This window comes from Rhodoferax sp., assembly GCF_028688795.1.
Taxonomy (GTDB): Bacteria; Pseudomonadota; Gammaproteobacteria; order Burkholderiales; family Burkholderiaceae_C; genus Rhodoferax.
Genome location: NZ_JAQTXM010000002.1, coordinates 196,558 through 215,538, shown reverse-complemented (window position 1 = coordinate 215,538; position 18,981 = coordinate 196,558). Strand labels below are relative to the sequence as shown.

Annotated in this window: 13 protein-coding genes and 1 pseudogene; 9 read left to right on the top strand and 5 right to left on the bottom strand. The window is 59.3% G+C overall.

Translation table 11 applies throughout. The features are described from left to right. Positions 1 to 33: 33 nt before the first annotated feature. The 3 genes and pseudogenes from PHQ58_RS02670 (at position 34) to PHQ58_RS02660 (ending at position 4,979) form a co-directional block, all read left to right on the top strand. Complete coding sequence (locus PHQ58_RS02670) at positions 34 to 1,164, top strand: oxidoreductase (protein ID WP_300106479.1); 1,131 nt, start codon at positions 34 to 36, stop codon at positions 1,162 to 1,164. Between the two features lie 501 nt (positions 1,165 to 1,665). Then, positions 1,666 to 2,394: pseudogene (locus PHQ58_RS02665) on the top strand (methyl-accepting chemotaxis protein); the annotation flags it as partial. A gap of 155 nt (positions 2,395 to 2,549) precedes the next feature. After that, positions 2,550 to 4,979: a YgiQ family radical SAM protein gene (locus PHQ58_RS02660; protein ID WP_300106476.1), complete on the top strand. Its 2,430-nt coding sequence runs from the start codon at positions 2,550 to 2,552 to the stop codon at positions 4,977 to 4,979. On the opposite strand, the gene PHQ58_RS02655 is transcribed toward PHQ58_RS02660, so the two are convergent. Beyond that, positions 4,976 to 6,373 carry a sensor histidine kinase gene (locus tag PHQ58_RS02655; RefSeq protein WP_300106473.1) on the bottom strand — a complete coding sequence of 466 codons (1,398 nt, stop codon included), beginning with the start codon at positions 6,371 to 6,373 and terminating at the stop codon, positions 4,976 to 4,978. The genes PHQ58_RS02660 and PHQ58_RS02655 overlap by 4 nt on opposite strands. After that, positions 6,360 to 7,091 carry a two-component system response regulator OmpR gene (gene ompR / locus PHQ58_RS02650; RefSeq protein WP_300106470.1) on the bottom strand — a complete coding sequence of 244 codons (732 nt, stop codon included), beginning with the start codon at positions 7,089 to 7,091 and terminating at the stop codon, positions 6,360 to 6,362. The genes PHQ58_RS02655 and ompR overlap by 14 nt, the downstream gene beginning before the upstream one ends. A gap of 234 nt (positions 7,092 to 7,325) precedes the next feature. Between ompR and PHQ58_RS02645 the strand changes: the two genes are divergently transcribed. Both PHQ58_RS02645 and PHQ58_RS02640 read left to right on the top strand, forming a co-directional pair. After that, positions 7,326 to 7,934 carry an SIMPL domain-containing protein gene (locus PHQ58_RS02645; protein WP_367187264.1) on the top strand — a complete coding sequence of 203 codons (609 nt, stop codon included), beginning with the start codon at positions 7,326 to 7,328 and terminating at the stop codon, positions 7,932 to 7,934. A gap of 20 nt (positions 7,935 to 7,954) precedes the next feature. Beyond that, the gene (locus tag PHQ58_RS02640) at positions 7,955 to 10,444 is read left to right on the top strand and encodes a serine/threonine protein kinase (RefSeq protein ID WP_300106464.1); all 2,490 of its coding nucleotides are present in this window, start codon (positions 7,955 to 7,957) and stop codon (positions 10,442 to 10,444) included. 77 nt (positions 10,445 to 10,521) lie between these two features. On the opposite strand, the gene PHQ58_RS02635 is transcribed toward PHQ58_RS02640, so the two are convergent. Further along, a complete protein-coding gene (locus tag PHQ58_RS02635) occupies positions 10,522 to 11,613 on the bottom strand; it encodes a beta/gamma crystallin-related protein (RefSeq protein WP_300106461.1) in 1,092 nt (363 codons plus the stop codon). Between the two features lie 397 nt (positions 11,614 to 12,010). Between PHQ58_RS02635 and PHQ58_RS02630 the strand changes: the two genes are divergently transcribed. Genes PHQ58_RS02630 through PHQ58_RS02620 form a run of 3 tightly spaced genes read left to right on the top strand, consistent with a single transcriptional unit; the run spans position 12,011 to position 16,008 of the window. Continuing rightward, a complete protein-coding gene (locus PHQ58_RS02630) occupies positions 12,011 to 13,165 on the top strand; it encodes a hypothetical protein (RefSeq protein ID WP_300106458.1) in 1,155 nt (384 codons plus the stop codon). Between the two features lie 6 nt (positions 13,166 to 13,171). After that, complete coding sequence (locus PHQ58_RS02625; protein ID WP_300106455.1) at positions 13,172 to 13,597, top strand: phosphate ABC transporter substrate-binding protein; 426 nt, start codon at positions 13,172 to 13,174, stop codon at positions 13,595 to 13,597. After that, positions 13,594 to 16,008, top strand: coding sequence for an EAL domain-containing protein (locus PHQ58_RS02620; protein WP_300106452.1), 2,415 nt, complete (start codon positions 13,594 to 13,596; stop codon positions 16,006 to 16,008). The genes PHQ58_RS02625 and PHQ58_RS02620 overlap by 4 nt, the downstream gene beginning before the upstream one ends. Positions 16,009 to 16,035: 27 nt before the next feature. On the opposite strand, the gene PHQ58_RS02615 is transcribed toward PHQ58_RS02620, so the two are convergent. Together PHQ58_RS02615 and PHQ58_RS02610 are read right to left on the bottom strand one after the other, a co-directional pair. Continuing rightward, on the bottom strand, positions 16,036 to 16,923 hold the full coding sequence (locus PHQ58_RS02615) for a transglutaminase family protein (protein WP_367187263.1): 888 nt from the start codon (positions 16,921 to 16,923) through the stop codon (positions 16,036 to 16,038). 224 nt (positions 16,924 to 17,147) lie between these two features. Then, positions 17,148 to 17,918 (bottom strand): 3-hydroxybutyrate dehydrogenase, encoded by a 771-nt coding sequence (locus tag PHQ58_RS02610; protein WP_300106449.1) that lies wholly within the window; start codon positions 17,916 to 17,918, stop codon positions 17,148 to 17,150. 152 nt (positions 17,919 to 18,070) lie between these two features. Between PHQ58_RS02610 and PHQ58_RS02605 the strand changes: the two genes are divergently transcribed. Beyond that, the gene (locus PHQ58_RS02605) at positions 18,071 to 18,976 is read left to right on the top strand and encodes an alpha/beta hydrolase (protein WP_300106447.1); all 906 of its coding nucleotides are present in this window, start codon (positions 18,071 to 18,073) and stop codon (positions 18,974 to 18,976) included. Positions 18,977 to 18,981 lie beyond the last annotated feature (5 nt).

Sequence of the window (18,981 nt, the reverse complement as noted above, 5' to 3'; positions counted from 1 at the left end):
ACACCTGCGCATATTTTCGAGGATGATTAAGACATGACGACCACTGATTTACCCCAACACCCGGCCCCGCAACCTGCCCAACACCCTGCCTTGCAGGTGGCCTTGATTGGTTATGGCGGTGCCGGCCGCATTTTTCATGCACCGCTGATCTCAGGCGTGCCCGGTCTGCAACTGAACGCCATCGTGAGCAGCCAGCACGCTGCCGTGCTGGCCGACTGGCCTGGCGTGCGCAGCCTGGCCAGCGCCAGTGCGGCGCTGGCTGACCCGGCCATTGATTTGGTGGTGATTGCCACCCCCAATGCCAGCCACTTTGAATTGGCTCAAAGCGCCTTGAACGCCGGCAAACATGTGGTGGTGGACAAGCCATGCACCGTCACGCTGGCCGAAACGGACACCTTGCTGGCCCTGGCAAAAGTCCGGGGCAAGGTGCTGACGGTGTTTCAGAATCGGCGCTTTGACAGCGATTTTTTGGCGCTGCAGCAAGTCATTGAAAGCGGCGCGCTGGGCCGTTTGGTGCAGGTGGACTCGCACTTTGACCGCTACCGCCCGACAGTGCCAGTGCGTTGGCGTGAGCAAAACATGCCGGGCGCCGGACTGTGGCTTGACTTGGGGGCGCACTTGGTGGACCAGGCCCTGATGCTGTTTGGCCTGCCTGATGAGGTGTCGCTGGATTTGGCTGCGCTGCGCGATGGCGCACTTGTGAACGACTGGTTTCATGCCGTGCTGCGCTACACCACGCGCCATGGTGGTTTGCGCGTGGTGCTGCACGCCAGCACGTTGGTCGCAGAACTGGGCCCACGTTGGGCGGTGCATGGCACGCGCGGCAGCTTTACCAAGTTTGGCCTCGACACACAGGAAGACGCGCTGAAAACCGGCGAGCGGCCCCAGCTTGATGACGCGCAAGGCTGGGGCGTCGACGTGGAACCCGGCGCCGTGCTGAGTTTTGAGACCATTGCCGGCGTTGCTGCGCCCCTGTCAATGCGCCGCGCAGCGCCCAACCCTGCAGGTAATTACCTGCGTTATTACGCCCAGCTGCGCGACCATCTGTGGGGCTTGGCGCCCGAACCAGCCGTGACGCCAGCGCAAGTTCGAGCGGTGATGCAAGTCCTGTCATTGGGCGAGCAAAGCGCTGCCACGGGGCAGTTCGTGGCCTTGCGCAGTTAGCGCCATTGATTTGGCCGTGTGTTGCCGGGTAATCTGCATCATGGCTTGCTGATACATTGGGCTCCATGGCGCCATCTCGGCGCAAGGAGCATTTGCTTGAACTACACACAAAAACTGGTTTTGTCCATGCTGGTGCCGACTGTCATGGTGGCTGGGGCTGGGTCTGCCGTGGTCGTTGGTGCCTTGTGGTTGCAGGGCAGGGCACAGGCTGAAGCTTCCCAAGCCATTGTTGAATACCTCACGGTGGGGGCCTGGCTCACCGCTTTGCTGACGGCTATCTGTGTGGTCGCCTGCATTGGTTTTACGGTCTGGATACGGCGCACCGCCATGTCGGTGTTAGGGGGTGACCCATCGGTGGCCAGCGAGGCATTGGCGGCCTTGGCCGATGGCAATCTGGCGGTCAACATTCCGTCGGCGTCAGAGGGCAGCCTGTTGCACTCCCTGAAGCGGCTGTCACTGGCGCTGCAATCGACGCTGGGCGACATTCATCTGGCCACGCAAAGTATTTCAGTCGCATCGAGTGAAATCGCCGCGGGCAACCAGGACTTGAGCGTGCGCACTGAGCAAACTGCCAGCAACCTGCAGCGCACCGCCTCCAGCATGGAAGACCTGACCGGCGCCGTCAGACAGTCTGCAGACGCGGCTCGCCAGGCCAACCAGTTGGCCTCGACCGCCGCTGAAGTTGCGGCGCGCGGTGGCCAAGTGGTGGGTGAAGTGGTGCGCACCATGGATGAGATCAACCAAAGTTCAAAGAAAATTGCGGACATCATTGGTGTCATTGACGGCATAGCTTTCCAGACCAACATTTTGGCGCTCAATGCCGCCGTAGAAGCGGCCCGTGCTGGCGAACAGGGGCGGGGATTTGCGGTGGTGGCAAGCGAGGTCCGAAGCCTGGCCGGCCGGAGCGCCGAGGCCGCCAGGGAAATCAAGGGTTTGATCAGCGCGTCGGTCGACAAGGTGGATTCCGGTTCTCGCCTGGTTGTAGCGGCGGGCAGCACCATGGACGAAATTGTGGCCTCGGTCAACAAGGTGGGCGACATCATTGGCGAGATCATGGCCGCGTCATCTGCCCAGTCCGATGGCATTGGGGCGGTCAACGCCGCCATCACGCACCTGGACCAAATGACCCAGCAAAACGCTGCCTTGGTGGAACAGTCAGCTGCAGCTGCCGAGAGTTTGAAGGGGCAGACCAAAATTCTCTCGAAAGCCGTGGCTGTGTTCAATACCTGAGGGTCTGCGGAGCGCGGTCTGCAGCGCAAAACCATCTGGCCAGCAGGCGGGCTGGCGGGACAGATCAAGCGCGGTGAAATCCGCAAGTACCCCTGCGAACCGTGTAAAAAGCGTCTAAACCTTACACTCGCCCCCTTCCCATTGTGTGAGTTTCCATGAACGCCCTTGTTGACGTCTCCTTCTTTCCGCGTGCCGCCAAGCCCCTGAACAGTTACCGCAAGTTCTGGGCTGCGCGCCTGGGCACGGCGCCCTTTTTGCCGATGAGCCGCGAGGAAATGACCCAGCTCGGCTGGGACAGCTGCGACGTGGTGTTGGTCACGGGTGACGCCTATGTGGACCACCCCAGCTTTGGCATGGCCGTGATTGGCCGCATGCTGGAGGCCCAAGGCTTTCGCGTGGGCATCATTGCTCAGCCTGACTGGCAAAGCGCTGAACCCTTCAAGGCTTTAGGCAAGCCCAACCTGTTTTGGGGCGTGACCGCGGGCAACATGGACAGCATGATCAACCGCTACACGGCGGACCGGAAAATCCGCACCGATGACGCCTACACCCCCGGCGACGTGGGTGGCAAGCGCCCCGACCGTGCCGCCCTGGTCTACAGCCAGCGCTGCCGCGAGGCTTATAAAGATGTGCCGATCATTCTGGGCGGCATTGAAGGCAGCCTGCGGCGCATTGCACACTACGATTATTGGAGCGACAAAGTACGTCGCAGCGTGGTGGTGGATGCCAAGTGCGACCTGCTGCTGTACGGCAACGCCGAACGCGCCATTGTCGAAATTGCCCACCGCCTGAGCCACCGTGAACCCATAGAGAGAATCACCGATGTGCGCGGCACCGCGTTTGTGCGCCGCACGGATGACGACTCGCGCTTGGACTGGTTTGAGATCGATTCAAGCGATGTCGATCAGCCAGGCCCGGTCGAGTCGCACATCAACCCCTACCAGACGACCAGTGAGCAGGCGGCGGGGCAGGGCAGCACTTGCGCCAAAGAAGATGCTGAAAAAGAGGCAGCTTCAAACGCTACTGAAAATATAGCTGTTAGCGCAATGGGTACGGTGGCTATAGGTCAAAAAGACTTAAATTCAGAAAAAGCATCCATCACCCGGCCCATCACCTTCATACACAACCCGGCGTTGCCTTCCCGCGCTGGCAAGCACCTGATGCCGCCGCGCGACCGCACCGTGATTCGTCTTCCTAGCTACGAACAAGTCAAGAGCGACCCGGTGCTTTACGCCCATGCCAACCGCGTGCTGCACCTGGAAACCAACCCCGGCAACGCCCGTGCGCTGGTGCAGGCGCACGGCACAGGTGCCACCGCCCGCGATGTGTGGATCACCGCGCCACCCATTCCGCTCACCACGGCCGAGATGGACCAGGTGTTTGACCTGCCCTACGCCCGGGCGCCCCACCCAAGCTACGCTGACGAGAACGGCAGCCACGACCATGCCACCAAAATCCCGGCGTGGGAGATGATCCGCTTCAGCATCAACATCATGCGCGGCTGTTTTGGCGGCTGCACGTTTTGCTCCATCACCGAGCATGAGGGGCGCATCATCCAGAGCCGCTCGGAAGAATCGGTGATTAAGGAAATTGAAGACATCCGCGACAAGGTCAAAGGCTTCACCGGCACCATTTCTGACCTGGGCGGGCCGACTGCCAACATGTACCGGCTGGGCTGCAAAACGCCCGAGATTGAGGCGGCCTGCCGCAAGCCCAGTTGTGTGTTCCCCGGCATTTGCCAGAATCTTGGCACCGACCACCAGCCGCTCATCAACATCTACCGCCGTGGCCGCGCCTTGAAGGGCATCAAGAAAATCTTGATTGGCTCAGGTGTGCGTTACGACCTGGCCGTGCAAAGCCCCGAGTACGTCAAGGAACTGGTGCAGCACCATGTGGGCGGGTACCTGAAGATTGCACCCGAGCACACTGAATCCGGCCCACTGTCCAAAATGATGAAGCCGGGCATGGGCACGTACGAGAAGTTCAAGACGCTGTTTGACAAGTTCACCCTGGAAGCTGGCAAAAAACAGTTTTTGATTCCATATTTCATCGCTGCCCACCCTGGCACCACCGATGAAGACATGATGAACTTGGCCATCTGGCTGAAGAAAAACGGCTTTCGGGCCGATCAGGTGCAAACCTTCTACCCCAGCCCCATGGCCACTGCCACCGCCATGTACCACACTGATTTGAACCCGCTCAAGGGCATTCACCGCGATGATCGGGCCGAAAAAGTGGATGTGGTGCGTGGTGAGAAGCGCCGCCGCCTGCACAAGGCGTTTTTGCGCTACCACGACCCCAACAATTGGCCGCTGCTGCGTGAGGCGCTCAAAAGCATGGGGCGGGCGGACTTGGTCGGCAATGGCAAACACCACCTGATTCCGACGTTTCAGCCCTTGGTGGATGGCAGCTACACCAGTGCCCGGCGTAAAAACTCAACGGCCGGGCCGGTCAAGGCCGCGCTCGTTCCCAAGTCAGCTCAGGCGCCCAAGCCAGGCCAGTTGCTGACGCAGCACACCGGCTTGCCGCCGCGCGTCACTGGCACGGCGCCTGCCAAGAACTTCAACAACCACCGGCCGCGTTAAGCCAATCTGGCGGTGGCCCGCTGCAGCTTGATGTTGGCGCACAGGCCGCCGCTGTTGGCGTTGCTCAGTTCAAACGTGCAACCCATGCGGGACAGCGTTTTCTCCACAATGGCCAGGCCCAGTCCGGTGCCGTTGGCCGAGGTGCGCGCTGCTTCACCACGAAAAAATGGTGTGGTGAGCTGCTTGAGCTGTTCCGGCGCCACACCCGCGCCGTGGTCGCGTACCCGCAGCAGCACGTTGTTGTCCTGGTATCTGGCCGAAATATCAACCATGGCAATGCCCGTGTCGATGCCCTTGCCATAGCGGGCGGCGTTTTGCAGCAGGTTGTCTATCACCCGCTGCAGCTCCACTGGGTCAGCGTCTACCAGCAGGCCATCTTGCAGCGCCACCTTGAATGTGATGTCCTGGCGCTTGCGCATGGGCGCCAGGCAGGTCTCGATGGTCTGGTTGAGTGACACCGGCTGCAACGTGATGCCACCGGGGCGCGCGTAGTCCAGAAACTTGTCAATGATGGCGTCGAGCTGCTCAATGTCGGCGGCCATGTTGTTGCGGGCCACCGGGTCGGCCACGCTGAGCTCGGCTTCAAGTCGCAAGCGTGCCAGCGGCGTGCGCAGGTCATGCGAGATACCGGCCAGCATCACGGCGCGGTCTTGCTCGACCTTGGCCAGCTTGCGTGTCATTCGGTTAAACCCAACATTCACCGCCCTGATCTCCTGGGTGCTGACGTTTTCATCGAGCGTGCTGGCCTCAAAGTCGCCCTCGCGCACGCGCTGTGCCGCTTTGGACAGGTCTTTCAGGGGACGGTTGATCAGGCTGGCGATCCAGGCGGCGCCCGCCAAGGACAGCGCTGCGGTGGTCAAAATCCAGATCACCCAGGTTTTTGCAGCGGGCTCGTCAAAGCGCGAGCGCTCGGTGCGCAGCCAATATTGGTCGTTTTCAATGCTGAAGCCAACCCACAGCCCCTCAACCTTGTTCACGCTGCGGGCCACGATGGAATCTGCCCCCAGCCTGGCCTGAATCTCTTTCGTGACGTGGAGGTTGATGTCGTCGCTGTCGTAAGGCTCAAACTGGTCTTTGGGCTCACGCAGCTGAATGGTGACGTGTTCCTGGTCCTTCATGGTCTTGAACAGCGACACCCTGGCAATGCCATCGGTGTGCATCACGGCCGCCCGGCTCAGGTTGACCACAGAGGCAATTTGCCTGGCCGCGTGCAAGGCCCTGGGTTCAAATTCCAGTTCGTGCAGGGTTTCGGTCCAGGCCCAGACGCTGCCGGCCAGCAGCACCGAGAGCAGGAAAAACGTCCGCCAGAAAAGGCTGACCCCGGAACGTTTGGTTGCAGACGAGTTACGTCTGGGCGACTGCAATTCAGCGGTCACAGGTTTAGCTATTGTCATCAGGAATGAAAACGTAGCCAACACCCCACACGGTCTGGATGTAACGCGGCACGGTAGCGTCTTCTTCAATGAGCTTGCGCAGGCGTGAGACCTGCACGTCCAGGCTCCGGTCAAACGGCTCAAAGTCGCGCCCACGCGCCAGCTGTGCTAGTTTTTCGCGCGACAGGGGCTGGCGCGGGTGCCGCACCAGTGCCTTGAGCATGGCGAATTCACCGGTGGTCAGGGTCAGCTCTTCCTTGCCTTTGCGCAATTTGCGTGCGCCCAGGTCAAAACAGAAAGGGCCAAAGGTAACGGTTTCGTCTTCGCTGGAGGGCGAGCCAGGGGCTTCCACCGGTGGGCGACGACGCAACACCGCGTGCATGCGCGCCAACAACTCGCGCGGGTTGAAGGGTTTGCACAGGTAGTCGTCGGCGCCCACTTCAAGCCCGACGATGCGGTCAATGTCTTCGCCCTTGGCGGTCAGCATGATGATCGGTGTGCGGTCGTTGGCCGCGCGCAAGCGCCGGCACACCGACAGCCCGTCTTCGCCAGGCATCATCAAATCGAGCACGATCAGGTCCACCGGTTCGCGCAGCAGAACACGCGTCAGCGCCTTGCCGTCTTCAGCCTGCAGCACCTCAAACCCTTCTTGGGTGAGGTAGCGGCGCAGCAGGTCGCGAATGCGCGAGTCGTCGTCGACCACCAGAATTTTGTCAACACGGTCAGGGTTTGCAGCCATACTTACGGTCCAGTCAATTTGTAACAGGGGCGATTTTGCGTGGTTCAATCAACAGTTCCGGCCGATTCTGGTCGACATTCACACGCTGTTACAAATTTATTACTGACAAATTGTTTAATTCTGAGGAAAAAAAGATTGAAAAATACTATTAAATCAATAGCTGCTTGCACTTTATTCATATGGGCTACAGCTTCTTTTTCTCAAAATTTAACACCGCCAGAGTTAAGTCAGCGGGTGACCCTGTCAGCCAGCGCCAGTGTGCAGATTGCGCAAGATGTGCTGACGCTGTCCCTCACCACAACGCGTGAGGGGGCCGATGCGCAAACCGTGCAGACCCAGTTGAAGGCGGCGCTGGATGACGCGTTGACGCTGGCCAGGCGCGAGGCCAAGAGCAGCGCCACCGAGGTGCGGACCGGCCGCTTTGGCTTGTCTCCGCGCTACGACCGCAACGGCAAAATGACCGGCTGGCAGGGCTCGGCCGAGCTGGTGCTGCAGGGTCGTGACTTTGCCCGCATGGGTGAAATCGCCGGCAAGTTGCAAACCCTCACCGTGGCCAGTGCCAGCTTTGGCCTGACGCCGGAGCAACGCCAGGGCGCTGAAACCTTGGCCCAAAGCCAGGCCATTGCGCAGTTTCGCCAACGCGCCAGTGAGGCCGCCAAGAGCTTTGGTTATTCAAGCTACAGCTTGGTTGAGGCCAACATCAACGCCGGCGACTCGGGTGGTGGGCGCCCCCCCATGATGGCGATGAGCGCACGCACGGTGGCGGAGAGCGCACCTGTGCCGCTGGAGGCAGGCTTGACCTCGGTCACCGTCACGGTGTCCGGTTCGGTGCATTTGAAGTAATTGAGCGCAGGAAGATTGTCATGGTTGATTTTTCGCCGCTTGCCACATTGAGGCGCATGACAGCGGGTGGCGCAGACGCCATGCCCGCTAATTTGGGGCGGTTCGAGCTCAAGCGCTTGCTGGGCCAGGGTGCCCAAGCCCAAGTCTGGCTGGCCTTTGACCCCCGGCTGGAGCGCGAGGTGGCGATCAAGCTGATGAAACCCATGAGCGGCCCGGATGCCTCAGCGCTGACCCAATGGCTGGCCGAGGCGCGCAGCGTCAGCCGCCTGACCCACCCCAACATCGTGCCGGTGTTTGAGGCCGATGTGCAAGACCAGCGGCCTTATTTGGTGTTTGAGTATGTGCAAGGGCAAACGCTGGCGCAGCTGCTGGCCACGCAGGGGGCACAAAGGCCCGAGCGGGCGGTGGCGCTGATGGTGGATGTGCTTGGCGCACTGGTGGCCGCACATGCCACCGGTGTGGTGCACCGCGATTTGAAGCCGTCGAACGTGATGCTCGATGCCAATGGGCGTGCTCGGGTGATGGACTTTGGTATTGCCGAGCGCGTCAGTCCTGGCGCCAACCCCAACGCGACCAGCGCCACAGTGGCTGGCACGCCGGCTTACATGGCGCCCGAGGCGGCGCGGGGCGCTCCAGTGTCGCCAGTCATGGATGTGTATTCCGCCGGGCTGATGCTGGCCGAGTTGCTGTGGGGCAAGCCCTTGCAGACCAGTACCGATGCTTACCGCGCGATCTATCGCGCCGCTTACGAGCCGCTGCAACTTCCCGCAGCCTTGCTGGAAGGGCTGGACGACAGCCTTCGCGCCATCGTATTGCGTGCGCTGCACCGTGATGCCGCTCAGCGGTACCCGGCCAGCGATGTCTTTTTGGGCGCCCTGAAAACTTGGGCTGCACAGCAGAGCGAGGCTGCTGTGGGCGCAGAAGCCACAAGCAGCGGCAGCAACACCAGCACGCTGGATTTTTTGCTGCGCCGCATGCGCAACAAGACCGACTTTCCGGCGCTGTCCGAATCGGTGGTGCGCATTCAGAGCATGGCCACCTCCGAGACCGAGAGCATCAGCAGCGTCACCAATGAAATCTTGAAAGACGTGGCGCTCACCAACAAGCTGCTGCGCCTGGTCAACAGTGCGCACTATTCGCGCGGCAGCAGCATTGGCACGGTCTCACGGGCGGTGAGCCTGGTAGGGTTCAATGGCATTCGCAATATGGCGCTCAGCTTGGTGCTGCTTGAGCACATGCAGGACAAAACCAACGCCCACTTGCTCAAAGAAGAGTTTTTGCGCGGGCTGATGGCCGGATCGATTGCCTCGGAACTCTCCAGTACCAGTGCCGAGGGTGAAGAAGCCTTCATTGGCGCCTTGTTTCAAAATCTGGGCCGCATGCTGTCGCAGTTTTATTTTCCCGAAGAAGCGGCCAGCATTCGTGCCATGACCGCCTCAACCAGTGAGCCAACCAGCGAAGCGGCCGCGTCGCACCGTGTCTTGGGTATGAGTTTCGAGGCTTTGGGTGTGGGTGTGGCGCGTGCCTGGGGTTTGCCTGAAAGCATTCAGCGCTGCATGCAGTTACCAGCCGGTGAACCGCCCAGCCGCGTGCCGTTTGAGGCGCAAAGCCGTCTGCGCTGGACCGCGCGGGCAGCCAACGACATGGCCGATGCCATGCTGCATGGCGACCCCAAAGAGGTCGATGCGCACCTGGACAAAGCAGCCAAAAAATTTGGCAAAACACTGGGTTTGTCGGTGACTCAGGTGCAGGCAGCCACCACCGTGGCGCGAAAAAAGCTGGTGGAATTGGCAGCAGCCATGGACCTCAGGGTCAAGAGTAACTCCCGGGCTGCAAAATTGCTCACCGGTTCAGAGGCTGCGGATGTGAGTCACGCGGAATACAAGCAGGAACACCATGATGCTCTGGCGGCCACGGAGCTGCATGCCACAAAAGCCGCAACCGCCAGTCAATTGACCCCCGCTGAAAAGTTGGCACAGCCGTCTTCTGCTCACGTGTCGCAAACCCTGGCTGCGGGCATCCAAGACATCACCAATGTGATGGTGGAAGACTTCAAGCTCAGTGATGTGTTGCGCATGATTCTTGAGGCCATGTTTCGGGCGTTGGACTTTCACCGCATCATCTTCTGCATGCGCGATGCCAAAACCGACACCCTCACGGGCCGCTTTGGCTTAGGCGAAGGTGTAGAAGGCGTGGTGAAATCGTTTTGCGTGCCCTTGAGCGGCGTCGCGGTGCCAGACCTGTTTGCCACCATCTGCACCAAAGGCGCCGACACCTTGATCAGCGATGCCAGCGACCCGCGGCTGGCCGACCGCTTGCCAGGCTGGTATCGCAAGTTGTACAACGCACCGACTTTCCTGATCTTGCCGCTGGCCATCAAAGGCAAACCGTTTGGCTTGATCTACGCCGACAAGGCAGAAAAAGGCGGCTTGAGAGTCGATGAAAAAGAACTGGCCCTGCTGCGCACCCTGCGCAACCAGGCCGTGATGGCGTTCAAGCAATCTTCGTGAATTTATATGTATTTTTAGCTTCTAGACCTTATGAAATAAGCGATAGAAGCTATTTTTTTAGTAGCTAATTTTAAGGCTTAGCGTTGCGCGCGGGGCTCGCCTTGCGCGTTAACCGTCACGGTTGGACCAGGAGGCGTGGTCATTTGCACCCGATGGTCAACACCCCGGAATGTGTAGGTCACATCCCAATACTGTGGCCGCGCCTGGCCGCTCACGTTTTCGCAGCGTTGCACATCACGGGTGGTTGCTTGATCGGTGTTGCCGTTGCGCCCCACGCTGTTGCCAACCGCTGCACCGGCGATGGCACCGCCCACTGTGGCGAGGTCTTTACCGGTTCCGCCGCCCACTTGGTGACCCAGAATGCCGCCAATCAGGGCGCCGGCAATGGCTGCGGGCACGTTGGAATTGCTCTGGGCTTGGGGAATTTGTTCTTTTTCAACCCAGCAGCGTTGTTCGGGTGTGCCGACGACAGCGCGTGTCGATGTCACCGTGGCTTCGTAAAGGCGTTCATTGGTGCGTTGACGGTAATCAGGCGCCATTGCGGCGTTGGGCGCTTCGTTGCTGACCAGTCGGGTGGATGAGATTCGGTTGCTCAAACCCACTGCCGCCAGGGACGGGTAGCGCCCTTCACGCAAGATGGCGCAGCGACCGCCAAACCGGGCGTCTTCACACACCTCCCACTGACCGCCGGTGACCAACACCGATGAGGCGCGGTCATTGAAGTTCTGGGTCTGGAAATTCAGCACACCCTGGCTGGTGCTGAAAGACGGACCGCCAAAATTCTCTTGCTGGTAAAAGGTGACTTGCGTCACGGCTGGTGCAGGTGCATAGCGACGCTCGTCAACGCGGGCGTTGCGATTAATGGCTTTCACGGATGACACGCGGTCGTTCAGGCCCATGGCGGCCAGCGATGGGTATTTGCCGGGCCGCAGCACCACGCAGCGTCCACGAAACTGGGTGTCTTCGCAGACTTCCCAGCGGTTGCCGATCACTTCAACCGACGAGGCGCGGTCATTGAAACCAAAACGCTCAAAATTGTTGATCTGTCGCTGCGTGGTGAACGAGCGTCCCTGAAAGTTGCCCTGCTCGTAAAAGGTGACCTGTGCCGAGGCCTGGGCAGCCATGGCCACAGCGGCCACAGCAAAGAGGGTTTTAACGGATGATGTCATCAAGTGCTCCTGTTGGATTTGTTCAAAGCGGACCGACGTCGTCGGCGCATGCCCTGAACTTCTGAGCCGATGGTAGGTTGGGCAAGCACTATCAGTCTGTGCGTTGTCGCACCCTGTGCCGCTGTTTCTTGCTGCTATTTGGGGGCGCAAAAATCAGAGAGGCCACGTGCTTTCCCATCAACACTCAGCGTTTTGTCAGTTCAGGAAAGATACACTGGGCTGGCCGTCTATTTGTTTCGGTGGAGTTCGCATCTGGAGTCACTCAATCATCATGTTTTTCGCTAGAAAATGCTGTGCAGTTGATTTTTCGGCGTCCTGTAAAAGGCGGGTGATGGGTTGGCTGGCGGGCATGATGCTGAGCTGTCCGACCGTGTCGTGGTCTAGCGGTCATGACGCGATGCCTGACATACCAGACATGCCAGGGATTAGCCTGCATGGTTTTGGCACACTGGGCTTCACCCGATCAAACACCGACAGCGCCCAGTTCGTCCGTGACCTGTCCCAGCCGCAAGGGGCGGGCACCCAATGGACTGCCAAGGTGGACAGCCTGCTGGGTTTTCAGGCCAATGTTCATTTCAGTTCCAGCACAGAGGCTGTGCTGCAAACAGTCAGTCGGTACCATGCCGACGAAAGCTACAAGCCTGAGTTGACCTGGGCTTTTTTGCGCCATGATTTTTCACCTGATTTCTCGCTGCGTGGCGGTCGCTTGGGGACCGAGTTCTACATGCTGGGTGACTCAAGGCTGGTGGGCTATGCCAACCTCAGTGTCAGGCCACCACCAGATTTTTACGGCTCTTTGGTGTTCTCCTACATCGATGGCGTGGATGTCAGCGCTACTTTTCCGGTCGCGACCGGGCTGCTCAAAGGCAAGCTGTTTGCTGGCCGGTCGCCCGAGAAGTCACCTTTTGCGCCGGGTATTTCATGGGAATTGAAGGGCTCGACCCTGGTCGGTGCTTATCTGGATTATTTAACTGGCCCCTGGCAGGTTCGACTGAGCCATGCGCAAGTGCGTTTTGGGCATGAAGCCCCAACAGACACCTTGTTGCAGGCGAGTGGCGATCCACTTGGTGGTGTGCCTTATCTGTCGCTGGTGCCAGACATGGCAATGGCGAACCAGCGCGCACGGTTCAGTTCGCTGGGCGTGGTGTACGACCAGGGGCCGGTCAATATTCAGTTCATGCTGAACCTGATCAGGCACGACAGCCCGGCCTATGCCGACTCCAAAGCGGGCTATGTGCAAGCGGCGTACCGGTTGGGGGCGGTAACGCCTTATATGGGTGTGTCACGCAGTTTCTCGACCATGGGCGCACTGCCCACCAGCGGATTGGCAGGCATTGATGCCATCACGGCATCGCTGGTGTTACATAGCGTTATGGACCAAAACACCTACACCCTGGGTGGACGCTGGGACCTCCAGAAAAATCTGGCCCTGAAAGCGCAAGTGGACGCAGTACGCGGCAAGCCGACATCGGTTTTCCTGATCAAGAACAATCAGCCAGGCTGGGACGGCAACATGACCGTTTTCAGTTTGGCGCTGGATTTTGTGTTTTAGTCCGTCATGAAACCGTTGCTATTGACGCTTTTTTTCATGCTGCTCGCCCTGTGCAAGGCTGTCAGTGCCGAGCCGGTGGTGGTGGTCAATGCCGCCAGCGCCATCAGTGGGCTCAGCCAGGATGACGTTACCAATATCTTTCTGGGGCGCTATCGCAGGCTGCCCAACGGGGGCACGGCAGTGCCGATTGACCAACCCGAAAGCAGCCCGCTCAGAGCCGAGTTTTACCGCAGGCTGGTGAACAAGGATTTGAATGAAGTCAACGCCTATTGGGCACGCCTGATTTTTTCTGGCAAGACCTCGCCGCCGCTGCAAGCAGCGAATTCGGCCGAAACCATCAGTCTGCTGGTCGGCAGCACCAGCAGCATTGGGTACATCGACCGCAGCCAGCTTGACAAGCGATTTCGAATTGTTCTGGAGTTTCCCCGGTGACAAATTTCCCCTGGACGCTGCTTGAACCCCTGCGAATGCGCGGGCTGCTGTGGCGCTCGGTATTGACGGTCATTCTGGCGTCCTTGCTGGCTGGTGTGGTGGCGGTGGCCTACACGGCTCAGGCCACCAGTCAACGCGCCCACCGGGCATCACAAACCAGGCTGAATGAACTGCTCGACACGGTCCAAAGCACGCTGGCGGTGGCCTGTTTCGCCAAGGACCAAACCCTTGCTGCTGAACTGGCGCAGGGTTTGTTGAGCAATTCTGATGTGTTGTCGGTCAGGATCACAAGTGATCAAGAAGTGCTGGCCAACAAGGGCCATGACCGGGCCTTGGGGACCGCCCCCACCCTGTCGCTCAATCGTTTGATTTATTCGCCTTTCAATGGCAAAAAACAGGTGGGTCACATTCAATTGACGCCTGACCCGCTGGTCATTGACGCGGGCATCAGGCAAGAAGTCTGGCTGGCTGCCATTCAATTGAGCTGGCAGTTGGGCATGGTGACTGTGGCCATGGTGGTGATCATGTTGCTTTTTATTGTGCGACCGATCAAGGCCATGTCAGACCGCTTGCACCGCATGGACCCCACGGCTGGCGAGCGCCTGGCCACGCCCCAAGGACACACCAAGACAGAAATTGGCCAGTTGGTCATGGACATCAATGCCCTGTCTGAGCGCCTGGTTAGCGCGTTGGCAACCGAGCATCAATTGCGCATTCAGGGCGAAGTTGACGAGAAAAAGTACCACACCATTTTTGATAATGCCGAGTCCGGGCTGTTTTTGATCGACCGCCAAGGGGTACTGAGTTCCTGGAATCCGGCTTTTGCCCGTCTGTTTGACCTCAGTTTGCAGCCCTTTGGCAGTGACTTGCCTGTGCTCAAGATTCGCCAGTTGCCTTGGCAAGACCCGGATCAGGTGAGCATGCTAGTTCAAACGGCCTTGCAGCAGAACACCGCGGTGACAAAAGACTTGCAGACGCTGATGTCAGGCAGCGAGCGCAGCTGGGTCAACCTGGTGTTGCGCTCAGTGGATGAAAACCTGCTTCAAGGTGTGGTGCACGATGTCAGCCACCTTAAGGAATCAGAAGCCATGGCCAGGCAACTTGCCATCACAGACCCGCTGACGGGCGTGGCCAACCGGCAGGGGCTGGAGGCCCGTTTGCACACCCTGGTTCAAAACTTTGCCACCGAAAAAACCGGTGGCTTTGCCCTGCTGCTGGTCAATCTGGATGAGTTTCGGCGCATCAATGAGGGCATGGGCTTGCCAGCCGGTGACCTGATTTTGCAGACCACTAAAAAGCGGCTGGCGGCTTGCCTCAAAAATGAGGACACCCTGGCGCGGCTGGGTTCGGACAATTTCAGCATCATCCTGAATCACATCACCCAAGGAGACGCGGTAGACCGGGTTGCGAGCCGCATCATGCGGGCCATCCGGCAAACCTGCTTTGTTGACGGTTCACCCATCAGCTTGCATGCCAGCATGGGCATCACGCTGTTTCCCAACGATGGATTTGATGTGCCGCAGTTGTTACGCCAGACGGAACTGGCCATGGACAGCGCCAAATCTGCCGGTGGCGACAAACATGTGTTTTTTGATGCCACGCTGACTGCTGCTGCGGAACACCGCAGGCACATGGAAAGTGACCTGCGCAACGCCATCAGTCGCCGTGAATTCGTGCTGTTTTACCAACCTGTCATCGATCTGCACACCCAGCGCCTGTCTGGGGCAGAGGCGCTGATTCGCTGGCGCCACCCGACGCGGGGTCTGATTTCGCCCGACAGCTTTATTCCGCTGGCGGAAAAAACCGGCTTGATTGTCGATATTGGCCTGTTTGTGGTCGACGCGGCCTGCCAGCAATTGTTGGCCTGGAAGAATCAGGGTCTGGATTACAGCTTGTCGCTGAATGTCTCGGGGCGGCAGATACCGGATGGCCTTGCGCCCGCCAAACTGCTTCAGATCGTGACGCATTACGGCATTGAACCAGCCCAGCTGGCGCTTGAGATCACCGAGGGCGTGATGCTGCGTGATGTTGAAAAAACCTTGCAGTGGCTTAACGCCGTGCACCAGATGGGTTTTCGCGTTTACCTGGATGACTTCGGCACTGGCTACTCCTCGTTGTCTTACCTCAAGATGTTCCCGGTGGACACGCTCAAAGTTGACAAGTCCTTTGTGCAGGACATGCATCATGGCAACAACGATCACACCTTGGTTGGTGCCATCATTGCCATGGGCAACAGCCTTGGGCTGGAAATCGTGGCGGAAGGCGTCGAACTGAAAAGCCATGTGGTGGCGCTTGAGCGCCTGGGCTGCCGGTACCTGCAAGGCTACTATTTCTCGCGGCCCGTGCCCGTGGAAGAGTTCGGCGCCGTGGCAGCCCGTGTGCCCGAGCTGTTGGCCCGGTCAAAAGTGTGACCGACGCAGGATGACGCTTAATTCTGTCTAAGCCGCGACGACCTCGTCGGCCCACACGGTGAACTGGCGCAATTCGTTCTGCCCAAAGGTGCTGGCCAGCGCCACATCGCAGGCATCTCGGCCCCGGGCCATCAGCACACGGCCAATGCGTGGTGTGTTGTTTCGGGCGTCAAAGGTGTACCAGCGGTCGCCCAGGTAAGCCTCAAACCAGCCGGCAAAATCCATCGGACCAGGAATGGGTGGAATACGAATGTCGCCCAGGTAACCCGTGCAATAGCGCGCTGGAATGTTCATGCAGCGGCAAAAGGCAATGGCCAGGTGGGCGTAGTCGCGGCACACGCCCTGGCCTTCGTTATAAGCCTCCAGCGCCGTGCGGGTGCGCCGGGCGTGGTGGTAACCAAATTCAATGTGCTGGTGCACAAAATCGCAAATGGTCTGTACCCGGCCCCAGCCAGTTGGCGCGTTGCCAAACAGTTGCCAGGCCACGTTGGACAACTGGTCGGTTTCGCAGTAGCGGCTGCCCAGCAAAAACACCAGCGTGGATTCAGGCAGTTGCTCGACTGGCACCTGCTGGGCACCCAGGGCAATCGGGTCAGGCTCGCCGCTGTCATGCACCAGCGCGTCGGCGCTTAACACCAATCGCCCCGCAGGCGCCACGATGCGGCTACACCAGTTGCCAAACATGTCACGGTAGGCGACCACAGGCAGGGGCGGATTGGTGACGAGAATGTCCGGGCGTATCAGATCAGGCGCGCGCGAGTGGTGGACGTGCAGCGACAAAATCATGGGTGTCGGGGCTGGGCACTCGTAGACCATTTCGAAGCCAACACGAATCTGCAAGCCTGTGGCCGAGAACTGGGGTGCAATGGCAGCTTGCTGCTGCTCGCTGAAAGCTGGGCGTTGTAAGGTGTGCATGGACATCTCTGGTGGGCATGTGCGGGTTAAGAATTGAATTGACAAGCCGCTTTGGCTGTCGATTTTTCACCATGTTAAGTTGGCATCTGAAACACCGTCTGTGCGATGGCACACCAAGCAAATGGAACGCAAGAAGCAGGCATCAGGCCCACCTCTTGAAATTTATAGAAAATAAGCCTCTAGACCTTATTAAATAAGTGCAAGTAGCTATATTTTATATAGCGTTATTGCGCTACCCAGCCGCCGTCCATGTTCCACGCCACGCCGCGCACATTGTTGCCAGCTGGTGAGCAGAAAAACACTGCCAGCGCACCCAATTCTTCGGGTGTGGTGAACTGCAGCGATGGCTCTTTTTCACCCAGCAACTGATTCTTGGCTTCGTCATTGGAGATGCCAAGTGCTGCTGCTTTGGCATCTACCTGCTTTTGCACCAGCGGCGTCAGCACCCAGCCGGGGCAGATCGCGTTGCAGGTGATGCCCGTTGTTGCATTTTCTAGTGCGGTCACCTTGGTTAGGCCGATCACGCCGTGTTTGGCCGTGACATAGGCTGATTTTTCAGCGGAAGCCACCAAGCCGTGAACGGAAGCCACGTTGATGATGCGGCCCCAGCCCGCGGCCTGCATGGCGGGCAGGGCGGCGCGGGTGGCGTGAAAAGCGCTGCTCATGTTGATGGCAATGATGGCGTCCCAGCGGTCTACAGGAAAGTTTTCGATGCGGGCCACATGCTGAATGCCGGCGTTATTGACCAGAATGTCAATGCGACCAAATTGTTCAGCAGCAAAGGCCACCATGGCTTCAATCTCAGTGGGCTTGCTCATGTCGGCCCCGTGGTAGGCCACTTTGACACCAAGTGCCGCAATTTCAGCTTTGGGGCCTTCCACATCGCCAAAGCCATTCATGACGATATTGGCACCTTGTGCTGCCAGCGCCTTGGCAATACCCAAGCCGATGCCGCTGGTGGATCCGGTGACGAGTGCTGTTTTGCCTTTGAGCATGGGGGTTTCCTTGTGAAATGAATTGAATGAAGCAGACGGCAGCCAAGCCGTCGGCAGAGTTTGAATTAGGATGCTGCCATGTGCCTGACGCAAGCCTTAAGCACATGCCACCTGGTCATTATCCAGCCTTCATTTTGATTGCAGACTTTCCCATGTTTGAACCCACCCTTGAATTTGTCAACTGTCCCGATGCGCAGGGCGGCCATAGCATGGCCTATTGGCAATGGGGCCAGCCTGACAGCGCCCACGTGGTGCTGTGTGTGCACGGCCTGACACGCCAGGGTCGCGACTTTGATGTGCTGGCGCGGGCCTTGTGCCAGCGCGCTGCTGATCGCGGCGAAAACATTCGCGTGGTCTGCCCCGATGTGGCCGGGCGCGGCCGGAGTGATTGGCTGAAAGACCCGGCGTTGTACCAGGTGCCCACTTATGCTGGCGATATGTTGGCGTTGCTGGCACAGCTGCAACCGACCACGCTGGACTGGCTGGGCACCAGCATGGGTGGCTTGATCGGCATGGCTGTGGCAGGGTTCCCCCAAGCCCCGGCGTTTGCCAAGGTGCGCCGACTGGTGCTCAATGATGTGGGGCCGGCGATTGAATGGCAAGCCTTGCAGCGCATTGGCCAGTACCTGGGAAAAATTGGCGTGTTTGACTCCGAGCAGCAGGCCGCTGATGCGCTGTGGGCCATTGCCAGCAGTTTTGGCCCCCACACACCCGCGCAGTGGCTGGCCTTGAGCCGCCCACAACTCAAACCCCTGGCGGACGGCAGTGGCAAATTCACGCTGCGTTATGACCCGGCGCTGGCTGAGCCTTTCAAGGCAATCACCGCAGAGTCTGCGGCCCAGGGTGAGGCCTTGTTGTGGCAGGCCTATGACCAGATCACCGCGCAAACCTTGTTGATTCGAGGTGCCCAGTCTGATTTGCTCTCGGTAGCCACGGCGCAGGCCATGACCCAGCGCGGCCCAAAAGCCCGGCTGCTTGAATTTGCTGGGGTCGGCCATGCGCCGACGTTTGTGGCAGATGACCAAGTGCAGGCCGTGCTTTCTTTTTTGCTGGACTGACCCCG

Bases quoted from the DNA above. Each gene is read 5' to 3' on its own strand.
- PHQ58_RS02625 (WP_300106455.1), top strand. From the start codon at position 13,172: ATGAAACCGTTGCTATTGACGCTTTTTTTCATGCTGCTCGCCCTGTGC.
- PHQ58_RS02630 (WP_300106458.1), top strand. From the start codon at position 12,011: ATGCCTGACATACCAGACATGCCAGGGATTAGCCTGCATGGTTTTGGC.
- PHQ58_RS02640 (WP_300106464.1), top strand. From the start codon at position 7,955: ATGGTTGATTTTTCGCCGCTTGCCACATTGAGGCGCATGACAGCGGGT.
- PHQ58_RS02635 (WP_300106461.1), bottom strand. From the start codon at position 11,613: ATGACATCATCCGTTAAAACCCTCTTTGCTGTGGCCGCTGTGGCCATG.
- PHQ58_RS02605 (WP_300106447.1), top strand. From the start codon at position 18,071: ATGTTTGAACCCACCCTTGAATTTGTCAACTGTCCCGATGCGCAGGGC.
- PHQ58_RS02670 (WP_300106479.1), top strand. From the start codon at position 34: ATGACGACCACTGATTTACCCCAACACCCGGCCCCGCAACCTGCCCAA.
- ompR (WP_300106470.1), bottom strand. From the start codon at position 7,091: ATGGCTGCAAACCCTGACCGTGTTGACAAAATTCTGGTGGTCGACGAC.
- PHQ58_RS02660 (WP_300106476.1), top strand. From the start codon at position 2,550: ATGAACGCCCTTGTTGACGTCTCCTTCTTTCCGCGTGCCGCCAAGCCC.
- PHQ58_RS02610 (WP_300106449.1), bottom strand. From the start codon at position 17,918: ATGCTCAAAGGCAAAACAGCACTCGTCACCGGATCCACCAGCGGCATC.
- PHQ58_RS02615 (WP_367187263.1), bottom strand. From the start codon at position 16,923: ATGCACACCTTACAACGCCCAGCTTTCAGCGAGCAGCAGCAAGCTGCC.
- PHQ58_RS02655 (WP_300106473.1), bottom strand. From the start codon at position 6,373: ATGACAATAGCTAAACCTGTGACCGCTGAATTGCAGTCGCCCAGACGT.